Source organism: Candidatus Pseudothioglobus singularis PS1, assembly GCF_001281385.1.
GTDB lineage: Bacteria > Pseudomonadota > Gammaproteobacteria > PS1 > Pseudothioglobaceae > Pseudothioglobus > Pseudothioglobus singularis.
Genome location: NZ_CP006911.1, coordinates 1,444,586 through 1,469,096, shown reverse-complemented (window position 1 = coordinate 1,469,096; position 24,511 = coordinate 1,444,586). Strand labels below are relative to the sequence as shown.

Sequence of the window (24,511 nt, the reverse complement as noted above, 5' to 3'; positions counted from 1 at the left end):
TATAATTTCCCGCAAGTTAAACACTACTATATTTAACTTATTTCTCCTTTTAATAGTAGACTAACCCCACACTCTTATTCGAGGTGGGGTTTTTTATTTTAAGGATTTTTTTAATTCATTTCTGGTTTAAAAAATATTAGCAATTTGGGTAATAAAGTAAGATTAACAAATACTGCACTGAGCATTGCAATTGCCATAAATATTCCAAAATATATGCTTGGGATAAAGTTTGATAATATTAAAACCAGAAATCCTATAGCAACCGTTGCTGCCGTATAAAACATAGAAACACCAATAGAGTTATGTGCTCTATACATCGAAGCTTCAAAATCAGAATCAACCAAAAGTTCTGATTTAAATCTACTAATATAGTGTATTGCATTGTCAATACCGATCCCAATAGCAATGGCTGCGATTGTGATTGTCATTATATCCAGGGGTATTCTTGCTAAGCCCATTAATCCAAGAATTATTAAAGACGGTATTATGTTTGGAATTACTGCTATTAGAGCAATAGAAATTGACCTAAATACAATTAAGAAAAGCATAAAAATGATTATAAAAACGGTAAAGATAGTTTTAACTTGTGAAGAAAATAAACTTTGAAGAAGATTGTTATAGAGTGAAAACGTTCCAGTGAAATAAAACTCATCCTCACTGAAGTAAAAGCGTTCAACTAATTCTTTTTTGACATCAATGATTAATTGATTCCTATCTAAGTCTGTGGTTGTTTCCTTGATTCTAGCAACGATCCTGATTTGATCAGTTTCGTCTGAAATATGAGGCTTTAAAACTTGTGATTTTGCAAACTCAGGCATATTGTTTTTGCCAAGCATAAGTAAAAACCCATTAGGCGTTTTTCCATCATTTGATTCTTTGAGGACTTGTATAAAGGTGTCAATGGATAAAACTTTTCCGATACTGGGGATGCTGTCAAGATATTGATGAACATCATGGAAGTCCTCTCTTAAGCTTGAATCTGCCCAGTAAGCACTTGCCAAATCATTAAAAACAATTTCAAGTGGAATCGTACCTCCCAACTCTTTGTCAATGAAATTTAGCCCCTGATAGATTTCAGTATCTTTTTTAAAGTAATTGATGAAGCTATTTTCTACAGAGATTTTACTTAAGCCAAAAATTGCAATAGCACTGACTAGTGCGATTCCTAAAATTATATTTTTGCCACCTTTGTCTGTAGCAATGGCTAACTTTTGAAGTACATAAAATTTTTCAGTTTTGTGGGATGTTTGAGAAGTTGGAAAGAGGGTCATGACTAATGCAAAGCTGACAAATGATAATATAAAAGCAACCGTTACGCCAATACTCATCATTAAGCCAAAATCTATAACAGGCTGAACATGGCTTGTGGTGAGTGAAGCAAATGCAGCTATCGTTGTGACCACAGTATAGAGGCATGGCCTTAACATTTCATTTAGAGTTCTTCGAGTGATTTCATCATTACTCATTCCTGTCTGTTGATTTAAGATTTCTCTATACCGAACAACTAAATGAATGATAACTGAAAGAGTCATGACCAAAAGAAGTGAAAAGAAATTAGCAGAAATCACTGTCACCTTCCAGCCTATAGAGCTAATCAATCCAGTCATAAATAAAGCACCAATGATACTTATCGCAATTGGCATTAATACCCATCTCACTTTATGAAAAAAGAGTGAAAGCATTAATGACATAGCTAGGACTACTGCAAGACTAAATATAATTAAATCACTTTTAATGAAATCAATGACATCATTTCTAATCATCGGGACCCCACCCAAGTATAGTTTAGCGTTATTTTGATATTGACTCATTGTGGTGCGAATCTCTCCTATTAATTGCTTTAATGAATCGTCATTTATTATTTCACGTGGATCATCAGTTGCAAGAGGGATTAATAAGGCCGTGGTTTTTAAATCAGCACTGATAATATTATTAGCGTAAAGGGGGCTGGTTTTAAACTCTTTAGCAACTAAATTTTGGTCTGCTTTTCCGTTATCAATAGTGTAAACATCACTTGCTAGTTCAACTAATGAGAGTGGTGGTGACTGAAAAAGTGAAACATCTAAAATTGATATGACTGAACTAACTCCATTGATATTTAATAAGTCATCCCTCAGTGAGCTCAGGTAAGTCAGTTGTTCTTTTGAGAGAACAGTTCCTTTTTTAGCTGTGTAGCTAATGACTAAAGACTCATCTGAGCCAAAGGTCTTTTGAGTATCAAAGTAAAGTTCTAGATTATTATCTCCATCTAAAGATAATGATTCTGATGAAGCATCAAGGGAAAAGTGCTGTATCTGAAAAAATGATGAACCGATGATCACTAAAAATGCCAATAATGACCAAAGAGGCTTCTTAGTCAAAAAATTTAAAATTGAATTAAGCATGCCTGCCTATTTCAAATCAAAAAGAGAATTTTTTAGGTGGTTCATGACCTTTCATGAATTCTAGATGAGTCTCAAAAAGAGATTTAGAGTTCCAAATAAGTTCAGTTTCTCTTGAAATAAGATTGGCGTGCATTTGATTTTTAGAGCCTAAAACAACAAATAATTTTCCACCTACTTTTAACAGTTTTTTTAAATCATCTTCAATATTGGGAAGAGCAGATCCAATAATAATTGAATCAAACTGCCCCTCTTTAAAGTTTGAGCTATTAAAAGTATCATTAATTAGGTTGGTATTGATTATCTTGAGTTTATCTATATTTTCTTTTGCTTTGACATGTAAGTCATGTTCTATTTCTATGCTTGTCACAGAGTTTGATAGTTTTGCTAGAACCGATGTTAAGTAGCCACTTCCAGTCCCAACCTCTAAAATGTCTTCATTGCCTTGAAGGTTTAGACTATCTAAAATTCTTCCTTCTATTTTTGGAGAGAACATCTTATCTGACTCATTAAGAGGTATTTCAATATCTGCAAATACGAGTTTTTGATATTCCTCTGGCACAAAGTTCTCCCGTGGAGTATCTGAAAGTGCTTGATTTGCTCTCACATTTAGCCCACCCCAAGGTCTTATTTGTTGCTCAATTACATTTTTTCTTGCTTCTTTAATATCCATAATTAACCTACTTTCTTTTCCTTGGCGGCATTAAGTCAGTAATTGTTCCTTCAGCCATTTCTGCTGCAAACGCAGTCGTTTCTGATAATGTTGGGTGAGCATGAATCGTTAACGCAATATCACTCATATCGCAGCCCATTTCAATTGCTAGACTCGCCTCAGCAATTAAGTCACCTGCATTTGTTCCACATATTCCCATGCCGAGAATCTTACCTGATTTAGAATCAAAAAGGCTTTTTGATACTCCTTCAGTTCTTCCAATGCTCAGACTTCTTCCAGAAGCAGCCCATGGGAAAACTCCTTTTTCAAATTCTATTCCAGCTTCTTTGAGCTCCTTTTCAGTTTTGCCAGTCCATGCAACTTCTGGGTCTGTATAGGCAACAGAAGGAATAGTTAGTGCATCAAAACCAGACTTTTCACCACAGATAACTTCAGCAGCAACTTTAGCTTCATGAACTGCCTTATGGGCAAGCATTGGTTGGCCGACAACATCTCCAATTGCGTAGATGTTGTCAACATTAGTTTTCATTTGTTTGTTTGTTCCAATGAAGCCATTGTCATTAATATTGACTCCAGCTTTCTCAGCGTCAATTAACATTCCATTTGGTGTTCTTCCAACGGCAACTAAAACCTTATCAAAAGTATCTGATTCAGGTGCATCTTTACCTTCAAATAAAACTTTAATGCCTTTCTTTAGGGGCTCCATTGAAGTAACTTTAGTGTTTAAAAAGATATTTGCATAATTTTTCTTAGCTTTCTTAAAGAGTGGATTAACAATATCTTTATCAGCAGCAGGAATGATTTGACCTCCGAGTTCAACAATCGTAATTTCAGAGCCAAGAGCATCATAAATTGTGGCCATCTCAAGGCCAATAATCCCACCACCAACTATTAGCATTCGTTTCGGTACGTCATCCAAAAGAAGTGCATCAGTCGAATCCATCACTCTTTCATCATCAAAAGGGAACATAGGAAACTTAGTAACCCTAGATCCTACAGAAATAATGCACTGTTCAAACTCTATAACTTCATCACTTCCATCCAGACTAACTTGATTTTTAGATAAAAATTTAGCATATCCATTAATCACTTTAACTTTTCTTGCTTTGGCAAGTGCATGGATTCCGCCTGTTAGTTTATTCACTATGCCGTCTTTATTTTTCTTAACACCTTCTAGATCAATTTTAGGTTTTGAAAAAGTGATCCCAAGTTCACTTGCATGCTTACTTTCGTTAATTACTTCAGCCGTATGAAGAAGAGTTTTGGATGGAATGCAGCCTACATTGAGACAAACTCCGCCTAATGATTCATAGCGCTCAATTAGGGTCACTTCTTTTCCTAAGTCTGCAGCTCTAAACGCTGCAGTATATCCGCCAGGACCAGATCCAATAACTAAAACTTGAGTTTTAATCATAATAACATCTCCATAATATTACTTAAGACTTGATTTAGTTCAGCCATAAACCTTGCTCCCTCAGCACCATCAATGACCCTATGATCATAAGAGAGTGCCAATGGAATCATGGCTGTTGGTTCAAAAGTGCTACCATTCCAAATTGGTTTAATTTGAGTTCTTGATACACCTAAAATTGCAACCTCTGGGGAGTTGATGATCGGCGTGAATTGTGTGCCACCAATCCCACCTAAACTGGATATCGTGAAACCAGCCCCCTTCATTTCACTTGAATCTAGTTTGCCTTCCCTGGCTCTCAAAGAAATATCTGCAAGCTCCTCTGAAAGCTCAATCAGTGATTTTTTATTAACATCCTTAACAACTGGAACTAGAAGTCCATTAGGGGTGTCTACCGCTATTCCTAGATTGAAGTACTTTTTAAGTATGAGGTTTTCACCACCTTCATCCAAAGAGGCATTGAAGTTAGGGTGGCGCTTTAATACTTGAACAATTGCCTTCATGATAAAAACTAGAGGACTTAATTTGATATTTTTTTCTTTTTGATGCTTACGGAATTTTTCTAATTGATCAATATTTACTTCATCAAATTGACTGACATGTGGAATTGTGTTCCAGCAATTAGAAAGATGTTTGCCAGATAATTTCTTAATCCTGGATAAAGGAATGGTCTCAACTTCTTCATTTGAAGACCCATGAGTGACAAGATCTTTTACAAAGGATTTTAGATCTTCATCAAGAATCCTACCTTTTTTTCCTGTTCCATTTATTCTGGATAAACTAACTCCAAGCTCTCTAGCTAGTTTTCTGATTGAGGGCGAAGCATGCGAATTTGAATCAGTTTTCAGTGAAACTTCCTCAGTTTGTTTTGTATCATCTTGTGATACGGTCTTTGTGATAGTTGGCTCATTATCATCATTGATTTTAGTATCAGGTTTCTTAGGTTCTTCCACTGAATCATCAGCTTGATCTGCAGAAGCTGAGTCAGTTTCTAGGATAAGTATGAGATCACCTTTAGCTACCTTATCTCCAACCTTTATTTCAAGGCTAGTCACCTTTCCAGAAAAGGGTGCCGGAATTTCCATTGTAGCTTTATCAGTCTCAAGGGTGACGATGCTGTCATTTTCATTTACAACATCTCCAACCTTTACCAGAACTTCGATAATATCTACGGCATCAAAATCACCAATATCAGGTAACTCTACATTTTTTTGAGACAAAGCTAAATTAAGGTGTTGATCACTATCTAATTTTGATGTTTTTGATTCTTCCACTGAATCATCAGCTTGATCTGCAGAAGCTGAGTCAGTTTCTAGGATAAGTATGAGATCACCTTTAGCTACCTTATCTCCAACCTTTATTTCAAGGCTAGTCACCTTTCCAGAAAAGGGTGCCGGAATTTCCATTGTAGCTTTATCAGTCTCAAGGGTGACGATGCTGTCATTTTCATTTACAACATCTCCAACCTTTACCAGAACTTCGATAATATCTACGGCATCAAAATCACCAATATCAGGTAACTCTACATTTTTTTGGGTAGGCATATGTACTATTAAATAGCTTTATATTTGAACAATGCAATTATCCCAAATTTACTCTATGAAAGGCGATTAATGTTAAAATTAATTTAAACTATAAAACGATAAATAATCCACATTTCCTCTTCATTTTTTAACTCTAGTTATTAATTTATGTCTCTTGCTCTTTCTACTGATAACCTAGCTAAAACCTATTCCAATAAACTTGAAGCTTTGAAAGGTATCAATCTAAAGGTAGAGAAGGGTGACTTTTTTGCATTATTAGGCTCAAATGGTGCTGGCAAAACAACAGCAATCGGAATCATTTCAGGACTATTGAAGAGCACTTCAGGAGAAGTGATCATCGATGGCTTGAATCAAAAAAAGCATGTGAATGACATTAAGCAAATGATTGGGCTAATGCCTCAAGAGTTTAATTTTAATCCTCATGAGCCAAATATCGAGATCCTAATTAACCAGGGTGGTTACTTTGGAATTCCTAGGAAAGAGGCTAAAATTCAGGCTGAAATTCTTTTAAAAAAAATGGAACTATGGGATAGGCGCTTTGATGTTGCTCAATCCCTATCGGGAGGAATGAAGAGGCGTTTAATGCTTGCAAGAGCTTTAATGCATAAACCTAAAATTTTAATTTTAGATGAGCCAACAGCTGGAGTTGATGTCGAGATTCGACAATCGATGTGGCATTATCTGAAGCAGCTCAATAAAGAGGGTATGACAATCATATTGACTACTCATTATTTGGAGGAGGCGGAGTCCTTGTGCCGAAATATTGCGATTCTTAACAATGGCGTTTTAGTTGAGCAGTCTAATATGAAAAAACTCCTCTCAAAAGCTAAGAGGCAAGTCATTATCATTGATACAATTGAAAAATTACCTGAGAGTATTCAAATAATAAACTGTGATTGTGAAATCATTGATGAAAATACATTGCAAGTTTCTCAAGGTGAAGGCACAACAATATCTGATGTCATTTCAGCACTATTAGCTCAAAATATAAATGTTTTACATTTAAGAAGCTCTCAAAATCGCTTAGAGTCACTCTTTTTATCACTTACTAGTTAAATATTTATGTGGATCGCATTTAAAACTATTGTTATCAAAGAGATACTGAGGTTTTCTAGAATCTGGGTTCAAACAATAGTGCCACCAGTTATAACAACCTCACTATACCTTCTAATTTTTGGTGGACTGATGGGATCCAGAATTGGTCAGATGCGAGGGATTGATTATCTTGACTTCATCGTTCCTGGAATCATCTTGATGACAGTAATCATGCAGTCATATGCAAATACAGTGTCCTCATTCTTTATGACAAAATACAATAATAGCTTTGAAGAATTGCTTGTATCAACCACACCAAATTGGGTAATATTGTTAGGCTTTGTAAGTGGCGGTATCTCTAGAGGGCTTTGTGTTGGCGCAGCTGTAACATTCACAATTTCTTTTTTTGTTGAAATTCAAATTCATAGCTTTTTAATAATTGCAGTTACTTTCTTTTTAACATCAATAATGTTTGCATTGGCCGGCTTTATCAATGCAGTTTATGCGAAGACTTTTGACGATATTTCTATCATTCCAAACTTTGTTTTACTGCCACTGACTTATCTCAGTGGAATGTTCTATAGTATCGATATTTTGCCTAGTTTCTGGCAGAGCTTGTCAGCATTTAATCCCATCTTCTATATGATGGATTCTTTCAGATTAGGTTTTTTAGGTGTAAGTTCTGTAGAGCTATGGAAGGCTTTTTTGATCCCTGGAGTTATGATAATTGTATTAGCTTTCGCTGCAAATTTAATGCTTAATCGTGGTGTAAGTATTAAAACAGAGTAATATAGCACCTCGCAAACCCATTCCTCATAAGATATCCACAAAAGTTCGTAATGCGTTTGTAATAAAAGCAATAATCTAACTATTATCTTATATGTTTAAAAATTCTTTAAAAATTTCAAAAATAAGTTATTTTTTATTCTTAATAGTTATTTTTACTTTTAATTCAAAAGCGATTGCTGTTGAAGACCTCTCATATCCATTTAATTCAGATAGTGGAAAGTACTGGCAATACATTAGTGATCAAGTGATGGGCGGTGTTTCTGTTGGTAAAGTTACTCTTGAGCAAGATGGAGAAATCTTTTATGCAAGACTTACAGGCAATGTAAGTACAAGGAATTATGGCGGCGTTATTCAATTACGCACAGGAATTTCATTTGCAAATTCTGAAAAAGATGGCAAAAATCTTCAGGGAGTTCGTCTCAATGTAAGAGGCAATGGTGAAACTTACGATATCCATATATTAACAAATGATATGGCTTATTATGGAGACTTTTATTCTGCAACCTTCCAAGCTGATCCTAATTGGAAAATGATTGACTTGCCTTTTAATAAATTTGAACGCAAGCGTTACAATTCTTCGAAGTTAGATGCTAAAAATATAAGAAGCTTTGCTATTGCTGCTTATGGCCGTAATTTCACATCTGATGTTTCAGTCTCAACAATAGAGTTTTACTACTAGAGAATAAATGAAAAAAGCAAAATTTGGACTTTAGTCCAAGTTGGCATATAATCCTATTTTTTCTAGGAATTTCTTTGATGCGATTTGCTAAATATGAACAACAGTTGAAGTGGTTCGCACTATTCCTCGGCATCCTAAGTACAATTGCCATTATCAATGACTTGTATCCTTACACGATGTTTATTGGACTTCCATTTTGTTTAATCTGGGTTTACTGTGCCTGGCTTCATACTGAAAAACAATTGAAATGGATTAATATAATTTTTACTGGGTTATATACATATGGAATAGTGAATTACTATATTTAAAACTAAGTAACAAAGTAATAAAGTATTATTCATCTTTGATGAATTCAAGCAGTAACCAAACTAAGGCATATGATTTTAAAACTAGAGATATAAAGGTTTTAAAAAAGCTATTGCCGTATTTACTTAAAATGCGAGCCCGTGTTATTTGGGCTGTTAGTTTTTTAATGTTGGCGAAATTGGCTAATGTCGCAGTTCCACTTGCACTAAAAGAAATCGTTGATAGCCTAGATCAGACGAATATAATATTGGTATTGCCACTTGGCATGTTGCTAGCTTATGGCCTTTTAAGACTAGCAAGTTCTCTATTTAATGAGCTTCGTGATGCCATTTTTGCCAAAGTTCGTTATCACGCAATGAATTTAATTGCACTTGGCGTATTCAGGCATTTACATACTTTGGATTTATCCTTTCATTTGGATCGACGCATTGGCGGTATAACCCGTGATATTGATCGGGGAACTCTAAGTGTCTCAACCTTACTCTCCATTTTTGTCTTTAACATTCTGCCTTCTTTGTTTGAGATATGCCTAGTAATTGGTATTATGTGGCTAAATTACGACCTACTTTTTGCTGGTGTCTCTTTATTGACAGTATTGTTTTATGTTGCGTTAACAATGGCTATTACGACTTGGCGAATGAAGTATCGCTATCAAATGAATGATATGCAATCCGAAGCCAATACCAATGCTGTTGATAGTTTGATTAATTACGAAACTGTCAAATACTTCAATCAAGAAAAATTTGAAGTCGATCGTTACGGTGAGACCATGCAGCGCTGGGAAGAACTTGCGACCAAAAGTTTTACCTCGATGACGGCGCTTAATTTTGTTCAAGGAGCGGTAATTGCTATTGGTGTGACCATTGTTTTGATTATGGCAGCACAAGGTGTAGTTGATAATAGCCTTAGTTTGGGTGACCTTATTATGATTCAAGCACTCCTCTTACAGCTCTTTATTCCACTAGGTGGCTTGGGTATTATTTACCGTCAAATTAAACATAATTTCATTGATATGAATAATATGTTTGACCTATTGGATCGCACCTCTAAAGTCACTGATATTGCTAATGCATCTGAGCTTAAAGTCACTCAAGGTGAGGTTAAATTTGATAATGTCTCTTTTGCTTACGCAGGTAAAAATGAGGTTTTAAGTAATATTAATTTTGTTCTTAAACCAGGCCAAAAAGTAGCAATTGTTGGCCCTTCTGGTGCTGGCAAGTCAACACTTGCTAAGCTACTCTTTCGTTTTTACGATATTTCTAGTGGTGAAATACATATTGACCAACAGGACATTAAACAATACACCCAAGATTCAGTCCGCGCGTCAATAGGTGTCGTACCTCAAGACCCTGTAATGTTTAATGAAAGCATTTATTACAATATTGCTTACGGCCGTGCAGGTGCAACTGAAGCTGAAGTTAAGGAGGCAGCAAAACTCAGTTTTATTGATAGCTTTATTGACTCCTTGCCACAAGGCTACGACACTCTGGTTGGCGAGAGAGGTTTAAAGCTCTCAGGCGGAGAAAAGCAGCGTCTAGCAATTGCTCGAGTGCTGTTAAAAAATCCATCGATATTGATTTTTGATGAGGCAACCTCAGCACTTGATTCTTATTCAGAGAAAATGGTTCAAAAGGCTTTAGCAAGTTTGGCACATAATCACACAACATTGGTGATTGCTCATCGCCTTTCTACCATTGTGGACGCCGATCAAATTATTGTCCTTGGTAATGGAACTATTGTTGAACAAGGCATGCATCAACAGTTGCTAGATCTTAATGGCCAATATGCAAGACTTTGGCAAATACAAGTCAACAAGCAAGATCAGACTTAGCCTAATAAAAAAAAATGTTTATCAGGTATGTAACTAAAAATAGTCATTAAAAACTTGATATCAAGTAGAATCAAAATTTACTCATTATGAAATACTCTTTATGAAAAAACTACTCCTAATTTTTTTTATCTCTATTAGTTTAAATGTTTTTTCTAGTAGCCCAATATTAGATGACGACTCTCTTAAACCAATGCCTGTGGTGGACTATGTTGATCTAGAACGGTTCATGGGGGGCTGGTATGTTATTGCAACTATACCGACTTTTCTTGAAAAGGATGCATTCAATCCCGTTGAAACCTATCAAATGTCTAGTGATGGGAGTATTGCAACGACATTTACTTTCAATAAAGGTAGTTTGAACGGTCCCGAAAAAATATATCGACCTCGTGGGTTTGTTGAAGATAAAAGCACTAATGCGATTTGGGGTATGCAGTTTATCTGGCCAATAAGGGCGGATTATAGAATTGTGTATTTAGATTATGACTACCAACAAACCATTATTGGACGCAACAATCGTGATTATGTATGGATTATGGCTCGAACGCCAACGATTTCTCAAGAGGATTACTTAAACTTAGTGACACTGGTAGGCAACCTTGGATACGATCTAGATGCTTTGCGAAAATCTACTCATTCTATTAACTAGGAGCCAATTACACCCTCTTCACCATTCATAATTCTTCTAATATTTTCACGATGAGTAAAGTAGATAAAAAGATTGATTAGAAAAATAACCATAGTTGCTCTCACATCATGAGTGGTTATGAAATAAAAATAAATTGGAGAGAGAAGCGTTGCAGTTAAGGCTGCAATGGATGATACTTTCATTACTTTAGCAACGATGAGCCATATAATCGAAAATGTTAGTCCTACAAAAAAACTCAACCCTATCAGTCCTCCAAGGTATGTTGCAACACCCTTGCCACCTTTAAATCCATAATAAATTGGGAAAACATGTCCAAGGAAAGCGCTAAGAAGAATAATTGTTAATTCAAATAGGTTTAGTCCAAAATAATGAGCAAGCATGACTGGAATTGCGCCTTTAAGGCCATCAAAAATTAGAACAAAAGCCGCAACTTTTTTACCACCAATTCGCAGAACGTTTGTAGCTCCTGGATTACCAGATCCTTGGGTTCTTGGGTCGGGTAGATTGCAAATCTTACATATAATTATGGCACTTGAGATTGATCCAAGTAAGTAACTACCAATTAAAAAATATAACAATAAATTCTCCTGTCACTTCTTAAAGTGAAATTTTTAATTACCCGCGAATTATATCAATGAAAGGAATTTATTGTGGTTATTAGTGGATATCACAAAGGTATCATAAGAGTTTTTAATCAATTTATATAAAAATTATGGATATTGTTTTTGTGCAAGGGCTTAAAGTTGATACGGTAATAGGTATTTATGACTGGGAAAAGAAAATTCGTCAAGATATTGTTCTAGATATAGAGATGTCATCTGATATAGCTGCGGCAGCAGAAACTGATCATATCGATCAGGCTCTTAACTATAAAAATGTTTGTAAGCGTGTGGCCAGTTTTGTTCGTGAGTCAAAGTTTGAACTTGTAGAAACCTTGGCTGAGAGAATCTGTCAAATTATTCTAAATGAGTTTAATGTTCACTGGGTCAAATTAAAGCTTAATAAAGGTGAAGCAATTACGGGCGCTGAGGGAGTGGGAGTAATTATTGAGAGGTCAAAGAGTTAATGAGTCTGCTACACCTTAATATTGGATCAAACCAAGATAGACGAAAAAATATTCGTTTAGCACTAGATCAGCTTCAACCTTTCTTTAATAAAATTACTATTTCTTCAATTTTTGAGAGCCCTTCTGAGGGTTTTGAGGGTAGTGATTTTTATAATGTTGGGGTCAATGTTGAAACCCATAAAAGTGCTTCTGAAGTGATCAATTTTTTGCATAAAATTGAAGACTCGCTTGGAAGGAATCGAGAGCTCCCAAAATTTTCTTCGCGGATTATTGACCTTGATCTTGTTTTGTACGACGACTTAATTGATGAAAAATTAAATATACCTCGAAAGGACATTCTCAAGTATGCATTTGTCTTGGCGCCACTTTTTGAACTAAATCCTGAAGGAGTACATCCAGAAAAAAAAGTTCTTTATTCAAGTCTTTGGAAAGATTTTCAGAGTAATCAGGATTTTGATTTGCACAAGTATAATATTGATAAACTATATAATTAATCTTGTTTAAATTCGATATATGAAAGATAATTATTCATATAAATAATGAGTGTTATAAGCCGAATTTATCTATAATTTATTTTTAAAATTAAAATGACCAATAACATGAAAAAAATAACAGCACTAACCTCACTAATTGTTCTATCAGTTTTTGTTTTTTTTACTAACACTACTCAGGCTGAGTTTGTTGCAGGAAAGAATTATGTTGTTCTAGATAAACCTGTTGAAACTCAAACTGGAGATCAGGTTGAGGTTAGAGAGTTGTTTTGGTATTTTTGTCCTCATTGTTTCTCTGTTCATCCTATGCTTGAAGAATGGATGCAGACTATGGATAGTTCAGCTCAATTGGTTCTGCAGCCCGCTGTTTTCCCTGGGTGGGAGTATGGCTCTACTTTTTATTATGTTTTAGAGGAATTGGGTGAACTTGACCGATTACACTCAGCATTGTTCAATGCGATTCATATTCAGAAATTAAACCTCAAGACTCAACAAGACTTTGTGACATGGCTTGCTTTAAATGGAGTAGATGAGGCCAAAGCAAATAAAGTTTGGGAATCATTTCCAGTTAAGGTTGCAGTGAATAAAGCAAAAGCTAGTACATATAAATACCGTATTACTGGAGTTCCTGCATTTATTGTAAATGGAAAATATATGGTTAATGCTACAAGCGCTGGCAGTGAAGAGAGAATTTTTGAAGTAATCGATTATTTAATTCAAAAAGAAACCCAATAATACATGGATAGGCCTAAAGCCGATTCAGTTTTAGTACTTTCGGGCCTAGATCCATCAGGTGCTGCTGGGATTGCTGCTGATATAGAGACTATCAATCAATTTGGACTGACTCCGCTTCCAATCATTACTCTACTAACTGCTCAAAATACTCAAAAAGTAGAATCATTAGAAGTTACAAAAAATGATCTTTTGGAGCATCAATTTAAGTTAATTGATGAGGACATTCACTTTAATACAGTCAAAATTGGCCTTTTGGGGTCATCAAGTCAGATTATTGCTATTTCTAATCTGATAAAAAATAGAAAACAACTCAATATTGTTCTTGATCCTATTTTAATTTCAGGAAGCAATGAAAATTTAAGTTCCATTGAGATCATTGAGGCAATGAAAGCTGAGCTTTTCCCTCTTTGTTTGGTGCTAACACCTAATCTAGCAGAGCTTAATGCTCTTGCTCCTGGTTTAGATGAACAGGCGGCAGTCGCGAGCCTTAACTGCCCGTGGGTTCTTGTAACCACTTCTGACAGTTCAGAGGCTGAAATTGAGCATCGCCTCTATCATGAAGCTAAGCTAATTCAAAAGTTTATTTACGATAAATTACCACACAAATTTCACGGTTCAGGCTGCACCCTTTCAAGTGCAATTTCAGCGTTAATTGCAAGCGGTGATGATGTTGATGTGGCTTGCAATAAGGCACTTCAGTATACTTATCAATGTCTATTAAACGCAAAAAAGCTTGGTAAAATGCAATTTCATCCAAATAGAACTTCATCTAAACTAATATGACCTTTATCGAACAATGGCTAAGATCTGATATAAAAAATATCGACGCTTATCATGTGCCTGTTTCAAAGGATATGATTAAGTTAGATGCAATGGAGAGTCCTTTTGGCGTTCCTGAAGATTTGAAAGTTGAATTCTTAAAATGCATTGAGCAGTCTGAGGTAAATAGATATCCTGAAGCTGATCCAAGCCTACTTAAAGATACTCTTAGATCCCTTATGGATATACCTGATGAATTTGGCATTCTTCTTGGGAATGGCTCAGATGAGCTGATTCAGCTTCTGGCACTTGCATGTAGTAAAGATGATTTGATAATGAGCTTTGAGCCAAGTTTTGTGATGTATGAGCTTGTGTCAAAGTATGTTAATTTAGAGTACTTTGGGGTTCAATTAGACTCTAACTTTGATATCAACTTAAGTGATGCACTTTCAACTATCGAAAGAGAGAAGCCAAAGATAATTTTTATTGCTTACCCAAATAACCCAACAGGTAATTGCTTTGATTATGATGCTATTATTGAAATCATTAAATCAACTAACAGTATGGTTATTCTCGATGAGGCTTACTATGCATATTCAGACAAAAGTTTTTTATCTGAAATTTCAAATTTCCCTAACTTACTCGTTTTAAGGACCATTTCAAAAATTGGTTTTGCTGGACTTAGGCTGGGCCTCTTAATTGGAGATCAAGAAACAATAGCACAATTAAACAAGTTGAGACTTCCTTACAACATTAATGCCCTGACACAAACTAGTGCCAATTTTTTACTCCAGGATAAGCAACGAATAATTAATAATGCACAAATCATTATTGAAGAAAGAAGGCGCCTTGCTCATGAGCTTTCATTGTTTTCAAAATTTAAAGTCTATCCTTCACAAACCAATTTTATTCTTGTTCATTCTGAGGATGCATATCCTCTGCATACTGCTCTTAAAGAGAATGGGATATTGATTAAAGGCTTTCCCAAAGACTCTAAGTTATCAGATTTTATTCGTATTAGTGTTAGTGAACCGGTTGAGAATAACATCCTTATAGATGCAATCAGGAATTACTATGGTTCATAGAGAAGAGTTAGATAATTATTGTAATAAATTCTTAAGTGTTAAAAATTTTAAGGATTATGGCCCCAATGGAATTCAAATTGAAGGATCTGACAGTATTGATAAAATTGTAAGTGGTGTTAGTGCCAATTTAGATCTTATTGAGCGTGCTATTGAAGAAAATGCGGATGCTATTTTTGTCCACCATGGTATTTTTTGGGATAACGAATCTAATTTAATAACGGGAGCGAAGCGAAAGAAGATTGCCCTGCTTATGAATAATAATATCAATCTATTTGGTTACCACCTTCCATTAGATGACCATCCTGAAGTAGGAAATAATATTGAATTAGGTAGAATCCTTGGAATAAAAAAAATGAGGCCAGTTGAGGATAGTTACCTTTGGCAGGGTGAATTAAAAACTGATTTAAAGAGTTTTTCTAGTTTAATTGAGAAAGAGCTGGGAAGGACGCCCCAGTTATTTGGTGAAATGAAAGAATCAGTAAACAAGATTGCTTGGTGCACTGGTGGAGCACAAGGCTTCATAGATGAGGCTATAAAACTCAAGGTTGACTTATATTTAAGTGGTGAGGTCTCTGAAAGAACTCCTGCAGTGGCTAAAGAGAATGGCATTGCCTTTATCTCAGCTGGACACCATGCAACTGAAAGATATGGAGTTCAGTCACTATGCAATCATCTCAGTGCTAAATTTAAATTGCAACATCAATTTATTGATGTCGATAACTCTGTCTAGTTACATTATCATTTGGAGCCTCCATGGAGCGTGTAAATTTATCTAGTTCTTCTAGCATTAGTAGAATAATTTATGGAATGTGGCGTTTAGCTGACGACATCAATACCTCATCAAAACATATTAGTGATAAAGTTAACCTTTGCCTGGGTCAGGGGATAACTTCATTTGATCAGGCTGCTGTATATGGCTTGTATTCAGCTGAAGCATTATTTGGAGAGGTCTTGAAAGCTAATCCATCGTTAAGGCATAAGATTGAGATTGTATCTAAATGTTGCATAGTCAACCCCTCTGATAGATATGCTGGTGTATCTGTGAGTCATTATGACACCTCAAGGGAGCATATTTTTAATTCTGTGGACTCATCTTTAAAGAATATGGCTACAGATTATCTAGATCTACTATTAATTCATCGCCAAGACCCTTTTTTGGATCATCATGAGACTGGAAAGGCTTTAGATGATCTTATAAAGTCTGGAAAAGTTAAAGAAGTGGGTGTCTCAAACTTTAAGCCTTGGGACTTCAATCTTCTGCAGTCATCCATGAAAAGTCACCTAGTGACTAATCAAATTGAAATGTCCTTAGCTGCAACTGACTCTTTTACAAATGGAGATCTGGCTTTTCATCAGGAGCGAGCAACAACAATTATGGCTTGGTCACCTCTTGGAGGTGGCAAACTGATGAAGGATAAAGGAATACTTGGTAAGGCCTTAAAAAAGATAGCTGTTAATCAAAATGTTGATATAGCAGCAGTTGCAGTTGCTTGGTTATTGGCTCATCCAGCAAGGATTTGTCCTGTAATGGGGACAAATAATCTAAATAGGATAGCGAAAATTTCAGATGCTATGAATGTAAAAATGGATCGTGAGTCTTGGTTTGAGTTGTACACAGCTTCGTTTAATGATGGTAAATTGCAATGGAGACTCCCTTGATTTTATTAAAAATAAGAGTATTTTCTTGATTTCAGGCAATAAAAAGCCGAAAGTGTTGTATATATTTATGAATATTAGGTCTAGTACTTTATAATCTAAAGTCTTTTTAAAGCCTTAGAACATTATGAGTCAAAAATATAACGTAGCTATTGTTGGAGCAACTGGAGCAGTTGGTGAAACTCTAATCTCAATTCTTGATCAGAGAAACTTTCCTATTGAAAATCTTTACCCTTTAGCCTCAAAAAGATCAGCAGGAAGTAAGGTCTCTTGCCAAGGTAAGTCATGGGTGGTTGAAGATCTTGAAACTTTTGATTTTTCAAAAGTCCAGATTGGATTGTTTTCAGCTGGAGGAAGTATTTCGGAAAAATATGCACCCATTGCAGCTGAACAAGGCTGTATCGTGATTGATAATACTTCACATTTTAGAAGGGACGAGGAAATCCCTTTAGTAGTTCCGGAAGTAAATCCCCATGCAATCGCTAACTATACAAATCGCAATATTATTGCTAATCCCAATTGTTCAACGATTCAGATGTTAGTTGCTCTTAAGCCAATATATGATGCTGTAGGCATCTCAAGAATTAATGTGGCTACATATCAGGCGGTTTCAGGCAGTGGCAAAGAAGCAATTACAGAGCTCACCTCTCAAACTGCTAACTTACTCAATGGTAATGATGTTGAAGTGGAAGTATATCCTAAGCAAATAGCATTCAATGCTATACCCCATATAGATACTTTTCAAGAAAATGGATACACAAGAGAAGAGATGAAAATGGTCTGGGAGACACAAAAAATCTTTGAGGATGAAAGTATTCTCGTTAATCCAACGGCTGTAAGAATTCCAGTTGTATATGGTCATTCTGAGGCTGTTCATATAGAAACTAAAGAGAAAATTAGTGCAGATGATGCTAGGAATTTGCTTGAAAAAGCTGACGGCGTGGTAGTGATGGATCAAAGAGAGGATGGTGGTTACGCAACTCCATTTTCTGAAGCAACTAATAATGATGCAACTTATGTCAGCAGGATAAGAGAAGATATTAGTTTTGAAAATGGGTTAAATATGTGGGTTGTTTCGGATAATATTAGGAAAGGAGCGGCTCTGAACACAATTCAAATAGCTGAAATACTCATCAGAGACTATATTTCATAAGATAAAATCAAATCATGATTATTAAAGAGCGCAAAACAAACGAAACTAACATCAAAATAAGCCTTGAGCTTTATGGCGTTGGTAATTCTAAAATTGAAACAGGTGTTCCATTCTTGGATCACATGTTAGATCAAATTGCTCGTCACGGACTAATGGACCTGACCATTGACTGTAAAGGAGATAATGAAATTGATGATCATCATACTGTTGAAGATATTGGAATAACACTTGGGCAGGCTTTTTTTGAGGCAGTAGGTGATAAAAAAGGTCTAACTCGATATGGTCACGCCTATGTTCCTCTTGATGAAGCGTTATCAAGAGTGGTTGTGGACCTATCAGGGAGGCCAGGATTAGATCTAGGTGTTAAGTTCACAAGGGATAGAGTGGGTTCATTTGATCTTGATCTTATTAGAGAATTTTTTCAAGGGTTTGTTAATCATTCATTGGTCACTCTTCATATTGATAATTTAAAGGGAATTAATTCGCATCATCAAGCTGAAACAGTTTTTAAGGCATTTGGAAGGGCACTTCGAATGGCTACAACTCCAGATGAAAGGCAATCAAATATAATTCCCTCAACCAAGGGTTCACTCTAGAAGATAACTAGGAAGGGCAACATGCAAACAATTGCAATTGTTGACTACGGAATGGGAAATGTCCGTTCTGTTCAAAAAGCATTAGAATATGTTGCTCCAAATGATGAGTGTATTCTCACTAATGATCCAAAAGTTATTCGAGACTCAGATAGAGTTGTTTTTCCAGGACAAGGAGCTATGGGCTCCTGCATGAGAGCACTTGAGTCCAATGATCTTATAAGTGCAATAAAATTATCTTCCGAATCGAAACCATTTCTAGGAATTTGTCTTGGACTTCAGTTATTATTTGGTTATAGTGAAGAAAATAATGGTACAAATGGTCTTTCAATAGTACCAGGTGATGTCGTTAAATTTAATAATAAAGATTTAAAAATACCACATATGGGATGGAATAATGTTAATCAAGTAAAAAATCATCCACTTTGGTACAAAATTGATAATAATAGCCGTTTTTATAGTGTCCATAGTTATTATGTTACTCCGACTGACACTTCTTGCGTGGTGGGGACAACAGAGTATGGTCAATTATTTGCTTCTGCAATAGCTATTGATAAAATATTTGCGGTTCAATTTCATCCTGAAAAGTCACAAAGTGACGGTCTTCAATTACTCAGAAATTTTGTTGAGTGGGCTTAATTTATAAGCATTGTTAGTAGTCTAGATCTAGGCTATTAATCTATAAATTTTTTAAAGCTGTTTTAGAGCCTGAATGTAACCATCAAGATCAAAAGCAGCATTATTTTTTTGAGCATTGAAAATCATTTCTGCTATATGTTCCATCATCATATGTTCTACTTCATGCGCATCTTTGATTTTTAGTAAAAGTTGACTATGAATTTCCTTAATTCCTTTTGGTTGGTCCATTGTAATTTGATCTTGAAGGGTCAGATGAAGGTTAATATGAAGAAAGGGGTTAGTGTTGCCTTGTTCAGGAAAATACTCTGAATCTAAATTTTTGATTAAGTTTTGATATTCTGGATGTTGTTCAACTATCTTTGATAATTGAAGTTCCAATGGCTCTAGTTGTTCCTGACTCGTGTATTTTTCCCAGGCTTGTTTTAGATATTGTCTTTGTTTAGATCTGTTGGATGTAAACACTTAATATGCTTTAAATATTTTTCTCTTCATATTCACACAAATCTAGCAAGGTACAATCAGGGCAGTGCGGTGATCTTGCCTTACATACGTATCTGCCATGAAGAATCATAAGGTGGTGTGCTGGAACTTTAAATTCATCTGGAATGAATTTAATGAGTTTCTTTTCAACCTCTAGAACAGTTTTCCCAGATGCGATAGCAGTTCTGTTGGCTACTCTATATATGTGTGTATCTACTGCAATGGTAGGTTGACCAAATGCCGTATTTAGAACTACATTTGCGGTTTTTCTGCCGACACCTGGTAAAGCTTCAAGTTCCTTTCTAGTTTCTGGAACTTCAGAGTTATATTTATCAATCAATATCCTGCAAGTTTGAATGATATGCTTAGCTTTTGAATTAAATAGACCAATAGACTTGATTGTTTCTCTTAAGGTATCTTCACCCAGCTCAAATATAGTTTCGGGTGTATTTGCAAGAGGAAATAAGATATCAGTGACTTGATTAACGCTCTTATCAGTCGCTTGTGCTGATAGTGTAACAGCAACTAGAAGTTCAAACGATGTTGAGTAGTTCAGTTCAGTTGTAGGATTTGGTATTTGCTTTAAAAGCCTAGCAAACATTTCACTTCTTGTTTCTGCGTTCATTTGAACCTTTTTAATGATTAAACTATGGGCAAATATTATACTTAATTTTTACATATTTATCAATAACTAGCTCTTGCTCTTAGATAAATGATTGTGCATAGTCTTCTAGCTCTTTCCAAAGGTTTTCCCTTCTAGGCTGAGTCTCTCTGAGGCTTTCTATGCTTCTTTCAAAGCTATCAATTGAAAGAAATCCATTTGCACCACTCTGAATTCTGGATTGAACTATTTCAAACCACTGTTCTTGTTCAAATTCATTGAGTAGCTGAGGATAATTTCTTGCTTTAAAGTTTAAAAATAACTTGGTCAGTCTTCTATCTTCAAATTCTGGGACAAATTCAGATAGTTGAGTTGGTGATAAATTTTGAATCTCATTGCAAATTTGTCGATCATTATTACTTATAAAACCATCATATAGTGACTGATCAACATCTCTGCTTGGCTCCCTATCAGAGTCGTTTCTGTAAATTGCACGCACTTTATCTTCAATACTTTGGCTATTATGCTGAATAAATCGTAAATTTTTCAGACACTTGTCTAAGTTTAATTCAAATTTCTCAATCAAAATTGGCGATAGTTTAAAGTTATCTGAGTTTGGACTACATACAAACATTGGGCTTTTGTTATAGACCAACTCACTGAGATCAAGCTTTTCAATGCCTTTAGGTAGGTCTGATTTTTTGGAAAACGTTAATGTTTTTAATTCTTCAGACTCAAGCTCTAAAAAAATCTCAGGGTCTTGATTCAAATTAAAGACAATCGAACGATCATTGTATTCAGGATGATTACAAATTGAAGTAACGAGTCTTGTAAATGATGACTTATAGCCAAAAGATGAAGATGTTAAAAGCATAGGGTGTAGAGGCTTTACCAGTTGAGCGACTTCTTTTTTATCATTGAGGCTTAACGCGTAATTAAAAAACTTTGGCTGCGTATCTTTGATAATCCTTGCAATACCAATAGTAGCTCTAACATCAGCCATTGCATCGTGAGCATTAGTATGTTCAATGTGATTAGCAGGAGCTAGCCTATCAAGTTTAAAGATAGGTCTATTTCTTTCATTTTTAACCCAATTAAGGCTTCCCTCTTCTTTATGTGCATAGCAAAATCTTGCCACATTAAGTATGTCCCATCTTGCATTGCCATTTTGCCAATGCCAAGAGTAAGGATCTAAGAAGTTTCTGAAAAGAGTGTGCCTTGTATATTCATCATCAAATGCAATTGAGTTGTATCCAACAATGCAGGTACCAGGTTTAGAGAATTCATCATGAATTTTCTTTATAAACTCATGCTCAATTAAGCCTTTTTTTTCACACAGCTGAGGTGTGATACCTGTAACTGCGCAAGCTTCAGGAGCTGGAAGAGAGTCATGAGTGGGTTTACAGTAAAACATATGCTCGTCTAGAACATTTAGATTTTCATCTGTTCTTATTCCTGCAAATTGAGCAATTCTTTGGACTTTTGGCGAAAGGCCAAAGGTTTCGTAGTCGTACCAGTAAAATGTCTTCATGTATTCCTGTGTTTACAGTAATTATATATGTAACAAGAGATTTTTAACAGGCATGGCTTGATTAATCAAAGAGTCCACCTTAAAAAAATAAGACGTACAAGGGGCTAAACTTAAAATCAATAAGAGATTTAAATTAAAACTGTGTTTTCTTTGGGGTTAAAAAAAACCAAAAAAACAGTTTAATACGGAACGTTAATTTAAAAACCCAGCACTGAGGCTGGGTTTTTATAAAATAATTCTTAAATTATTTCGCTACTACGTTAGCAGCTTGAGGGCCTTTAGCGCCATCTTCAAGTTCGAATTCTACTTCTTGGCCTTCCTCTAGTGATTTGTAACCATCACCTTGAATAGCTCTGAAGTGAACAAATACATCATCACCACTTTCTTGTTCAATAAAACCAAAACCTTTTTTTGCGTCAAACCATTTGACGCGTCCTGTTGTTGTAGACATGCAGTCTCCTAAAAAAAAATAAAACATGGAAAAGATGCAACCAACCCAAATTACTGTGAAACCGTCATACAATGAAGCAACAACACAACATAAAAATCAGCTGAATTTTAACCAGCACTTGCAATTTTAACCTAAAAATTCAAAAATGTATATTAATTTGATAGTAGCAGTATTTTGAGGCTATTTTCTAGACCTGCTTCTTGAAAATTTCTTATCTCTATTTGAGCGTGGCTTGCCATTTCCTTTTCTTTTTGAGTGCTCCCTTTTGAAATGACTTTTTGATTCACGAGGTGCTGTACTGTTATTTTTTTCTGAAAGCTCCTCTATATTTAGTTTCTTATCATAGACTCTTGTGTTTTTCAAAATAGCAAGCGTTTCTTTTGGCATCTCATCAGGTAAATCAACCGTTGAGAAATCTTGGAAAATTTGAATAGCTCCAATAAAAGCGCTACTAATCTCTGCCTCATTTGCTATTGCACCTAGAATATTCCCAGGTTTGATGTTGTCTTTTCGTCCAACTGATATTCTATATCTTCGCATTTGAATAGAGGGATTATCTTTAAGAGGGTCAGCCTTAATCGAAATTGAAATTTTATTTTTATTATCTGAGTCAAATTTAGGTTGATTAATCTCTTTCTCATTAAGAAGAAGCGGTTCAGTGCCTTGCGCCATTAGAGCTAGAGATGAAGCAATCTTAAATGCGTCAACTTCATGCTCTGCTTGATAGCTTGATACGAGTTCTTCAAAAATAGTTAAATCTTGGTTTTCCAGGGTATTAGTAATTCTTTGTTTAAAGTTAATGACTCTTTGTTCATTTATAATTTTTGCTGAAGGGAGCATCATGGGATCAATCGGCTGACGTGTAATTCTTTCAATCGTCTTAAGCATTCTTCTCTCACGTGGTGCTACAAAAAGAATCGCTTTCCCTTCTCTTCCAGCTCTTCCAGTTCTTCCTATCCTATGAACATATGATTCAGGATCTTGAGGTATATCATAATTTACTACATGAGAAATTCTCTCTACATCTAGCCCTCTAGCAGCAACATCAGTTGCAATTAATATATCAATTTTGCCATTTTTGAGTTGCTGAATAATTCTCTCTCTTTGGTTCTGAGCAATATCACCATTGATTGCTTCAGCAGTAAATCCTCGAGCCGATAATTTTTCTGCCAAATCTACAGTTGCAGTTTTTGTTCTAACAAATATAAGAAGAGCATCAAATGACTCAACTTCTAAAATTCGCGTTAGCGCATCAAGTTTATGAACTCCACCAACCAGCCAGTATCTTTGGCTAATTGTCATTGCTGTAGCAGTCTTTGTTTTTACTTTTACTATTTTAGGATTGTTAAGAAATTTTTCAGCAACCCGTCTAATAACATCTGGCATTGTTGCTGAAAAAAGAGCAATTTGGCGCTCTTTAGGTAGCTTTTCCATGACCCATTTGACATCATCAATAAAGCCCATTCTTAACATTTCATCTGCCTCATCTAAGACGAGTGCCTTGAGTGAATTTAGCTTAAGGGTTCCTCTTTTTAAGTGGTCCATGACTCTGCCTGGAGTACCTACCACTGCATGGACTCCTCTTTTTAAGGGCCTTAGTTGAACATCATATGACTGTCCACCATATATCGGGAGAACATGAAAACCTTTAAGATGTCTTGAGTATGTTTGGATTGCCTCAGAAACTTGAATAGCGAGCTCCCTAGTAGGAGCTAGAACCAAAAGTTGAACTTGATTATTGCTTATATCTATTCTGTCAATGAGAGGAAGGGAAAAGGCTGCTGTCTTACCTGTTCCAGTTTGAGCTTGACCAATGACATCATGGCCATCAAGAAGATGAGGTATGCATTGCTCTTGAATTGCAGAGGGTGTTTCATATCCTACGTCATCAAGTACTTTAATGATTTCTTTAGATAGGCCAAAACTGTTAAATGTAATGCTTGATGCATGCTCAGACATGATATGAGAGGGCAGTG

Annotated in this window: 26 protein-coding genes; 16 read left to right on the top strand and 10 right to left on the bottom strand. The window is 35.5% G+C overall.

Features of this window, described 5'->3' with window-relative positions:
- Positions 1-110 precede the first annotated feature (110 nt).
- Genes W908_RS07425 through W908_RS07410 form a run of 4 tightly spaced genes read right to left on the bottom strand, consistent with a single transcriptional unit; the run spans position 111 to position 6,009 of the window.
- Positions 111-2,384: an efflux RND transporter permease subunit gene (locus W908_RS07425; protein ID WP_053820585.1), complete on the bottom strand. Its 2,274-nt coding sequence runs from the start codon at positions 2,382-2,384 to the stop codon at positions 111-113.
- Between the two features lie 16 nt (positions 2,385-2,400).
- Positions 2,401-3,054, bottom strand: coding sequence for a protein-L-isoaspartate O-methyltransferase family protein (locus W908_RS07420; protein ID WP_053820584.1), 654 nt, complete (start codon positions 3,052-3,054; stop codon positions 2,401-2,403).
- A gap of 7 nt (positions 3,055-3,061) precedes the next feature.
- Positions 3,062-4,468 carry a dihydrolipoyl dehydrogenase gene (gene lpdA, locus W908_RS07415; protein WP_053820583.1) on the bottom strand — a complete coding sequence of 469 codons (1,407 nt, stop codon included), beginning with the start codon at positions 4,466-4,468 and terminating at the stop codon, positions 3,062-3,064.
- Complete coding sequence (locus W908_RS07410) at positions 4,465-6,009, bottom strand: dihydrolipoyllysine-residue acetyltransferase (protein ID WP_082345030.1); 1,545 nt, start codon at positions 6,007-6,009, stop codon at positions 4,465-4,467. Before W908_RS07410 ends, lpdA begins: the two co-directional genes overlap by 4 nt.
- A 147-nt stretch (positions 6,010-6,156) precedes the next feature.
- Here W908_RS07410 and W908_RS07405 point away from each other — a divergent pair, with 147 nt between their 5' ends.
- The 6 genes from W908_RS07405 to W908_RS07385 all read left to right on the top strand — a co-directional run bounded on the left by W908_RS07405 (position 6,157) and on the right by W908_RS07385 (position 11,295).
- Positions 6,157-7,065 (top strand): ABC transporter ATP-binding protein, encoded by a 909-nt coding sequence (locus W908_RS07405; RefSeq protein WP_053820582.1) that lies wholly within the window; start codon positions 6,157-6,159, stop codon positions 7,063-7,065.
- Positions 7,066-7,071: 6 nt separating this feature from the next.
- On the top strand, positions 7,072-7,833 hold the full coding sequence (locus W908_RS07400) for an ABC transporter permease (RefSeq protein WP_053820581.1): 762 nt from the start codon (positions 7,072-7,074) through the stop codon (positions 7,831-7,833).
- Between the two features lie 91 nt (positions 7,834-7,924).
- A complete protein-coding gene (locus W908_RS07395; protein ID WP_053820580.1) occupies positions 7,925-8,512 on the top strand; it encodes a CIA30 family protein in 588 nt (195 codons plus the stop codon).
- A gap of 77 nt (positions 8,513-8,589) precedes the next feature.
- A complete protein-coding gene (locus W908_RS08735; RefSeq protein WP_020025613.1) occupies positions 8,590-8,820 on the top strand; it encodes a hypothetical protein in 231 nt (76 codons plus the stop codon).
- 38 nt (positions 8,821-8,858) lie between these two features.
- Positions 8,859-10,649, top strand: a complete 1,791-nt coding sequence (locus tag W908_RS07390) for an ABCB family ABC transporter ATP-binding protein/permease (RefSeq protein WP_053820579.1) — start codon at positions 8,859-8,861, stop codon at positions 10,647-10,649.
- 100 nt (positions 10,650-10,749) lie between these two features.
- Positions 10,750-11,295 (top strand): lipocalin family protein, encoded by a 546-nt coding sequence (locus W908_RS07385; protein WP_053820578.1) that lies wholly within the window; start codon positions 10,750-10,752, stop codon positions 11,293-11,295.
- Here W908_RS07385 and plsY read toward each other — a convergent pair.
- Entirely contained in the window at positions 11,292-11,873 is a 582-nt protein-coding gene (gene plsY / locus W908_RS07380) for a glycerol-3-phosphate 1-O-acyltransferase PlsY (RefSeq protein WP_053820577.1), read from the bottom strand. The two genes, W908_RS07385 and plsY, sit on opposite strands and share 4 nt — an antisense overlap.
- A 134-nt stretch (positions 11,874-12,007) precedes the next feature.
- Between plsY and folB the strand changes: the two genes are divergently transcribed.
- The 10 genes from folB to hisH all read left to right on the top strand — a co-directional run bounded on the left by folB (position 12,008) and on the right by hisH (position 19,472).
- The gene (gene folB / locus W908_RS07375) at positions 12,008-12,361 is read left to right on the top strand and encodes a dihydroneopterin aldolase (protein ID WP_053820576.1); all 354 of its coding nucleotides are present in this window, start codon (positions 12,008-12,010) and stop codon (positions 12,359-12,361) included.
- On the top strand, positions 12,361-12,855 hold the full coding sequence (gene folK / locus W908_RS07370) for a 2-amino-4-hydroxy-6-hydroxymethyldihydropteridine diphosphokinase (RefSeq protein ID WP_053820575.1): 495 nt from the start codon (positions 12,361-12,363) through the stop codon (positions 12,853-12,855). The genes folB and folK overlap by 1 nt, the downstream gene beginning before the upstream one ends.
- 105 nt (positions 12,856-12,960) lie before the next feature.
- Positions 12,961-13,587 (top strand): thiol:disulfide interchange protein DsbA/DsbL, encoded by a 627-nt coding sequence (locus tag W908_RS07365; RefSeq protein ID WP_053820806.1) that lies wholly within the window; start codon positions 12,961-12,963, stop codon positions 13,585-13,587.
- A 3-nt stretch (positions 13,588-13,590) separates the two neighbouring features.
- Positions 13,591-14,370 carry a bifunctional hydroxymethylpyrimidine kinase/phosphomethylpyrimidine kinase gene (thiD, locus tag W908_RS07360; protein ID WP_053820574.1) on the top strand — a complete coding sequence of 260 codons (780 nt, stop codon included), beginning with the start codon at positions 13,591-13,593 and terminating at the stop codon, positions 14,368-14,370.
- Entirely contained in the window at positions 14,367-15,431 is a 1,065-nt protein-coding gene (gene hisC / locus W908_RS07355) for a histidinol-phosphate transaminase (protein WP_053820573.1), read from the top strand. The genes thiD and hisC overlap by 4 nt, the downstream gene beginning before the upstream one ends.
- Positions 15,421-16,161: a Nif3-like dinuclear metal center hexameric protein gene (locus W908_RS07350; RefSeq protein WP_200908876.1), complete on the top strand. Its 741-nt coding sequence runs from the start codon at positions 15,421-15,423 to the stop codon at positions 16,159-16,161. The genes hisC and W908_RS07350 overlap by 11 nt, the downstream gene beginning before the upstream one ends.
- Positions 16,162-16,184: 23 nt before the next feature.
- Positions 16,185-17,090, top strand: coding sequence for an aldo/keto reductase (locus W908_RS07345; RefSeq protein WP_053820571.1), 906 nt, complete (start codon positions 16,185-16,187; stop codon positions 17,088-17,090).
- A 124-nt stretch (positions 17,091-17,214) separates the two neighbouring features.
- Positions 17,215-18,240, top strand: a complete 1,026-nt coding sequence (locus W908_RS07340; protein WP_053820570.1) for an aspartate-semialdehyde dehydrogenase — start codon at positions 17,215-17,217, stop codon at positions 18,238-18,240.
- A gap of 14 nt (positions 18,241-18,254) precedes the next feature.
- On the top strand, positions 18,255-18,836 hold the full coding sequence (hisB, locus tag W908_RS07335) for an imidazoleglycerol-phosphate dehydratase HisB (protein ID WP_053820569.1): 582 nt from the start codon (positions 18,255-18,257) through the stop codon (positions 18,834-18,836).
- Positions 18,837-18,857: 21 nt separating this feature from the next.
- Positions 18,858-19,472: an imidazole glycerol phosphate synthase subunit HisH gene (hisH, locus tag W908_RS07330; RefSeq protein WP_053820568.1), complete on the top strand. Its 615-nt coding sequence runs from the start codon at positions 18,858-18,860 to the stop codon at positions 19,470-19,472.
- A 51-nt stretch (positions 19,473-19,523) separates the two neighbouring features.
- On the opposite strand, the gene W908_RS07325 is transcribed toward hisH, so the two are convergent.
- From W908_RS07325 to W908_RS07305, 5 genes are all read right to left on the bottom strand, one after another.
- A complete protein-coding gene (locus W908_RS07325; protein ID WP_053820567.1) occupies positions 19,524-19,934 on the bottom strand; it encodes a DUF1841 family protein in 411 nt (136 codons plus the stop codon).
- Positions 19,935-19,944: 10 nt separating this feature from the next.
- The gene (gene nth, locus W908_RS07320; protein WP_053820566.1) at positions 19,945-20,577 is read right to left on the bottom strand and encodes an endonuclease III; all 633 of its coding nucleotides are present in this window, start codon (positions 20,575-20,577) and stop codon (positions 19,945-19,947) included.
- 79 nt (positions 20,578-20,656) lie between these two features.
- Positions 20,657-22,084, bottom strand: coding sequence for an exodeoxyribonuclease I (gene sbcB, locus W908_RS07315; RefSeq protein WP_053820565.1), 1,428 nt, complete (start codon positions 22,082-22,084; stop codon positions 20,657-20,659).
- Positions 22,085-22,328: 244 nt separating this feature from the next.
- Positions 22,329-22,535 carry a cold-shock protein gene (locus tag W908_RS07310; protein WP_020024734.1) on the bottom strand — a complete coding sequence of 69 codons (207 nt, stop codon included), beginning with the start codon at positions 22,533-22,535 and terminating at the stop codon, positions 22,329-22,331.
- Between the two features lie 180 nt (positions 22,536-22,715).
- A complete protein-coding gene (locus W908_RS07305) occupies positions 22,716-24,494 on the bottom strand; it encodes a DEAD/DEAH box helicase (protein ID WP_020025628.1) in 1,779 nt (592 codons plus the stop codon).
- Positions 24,495-24,511: the final 17 nt, after the last annotated feature.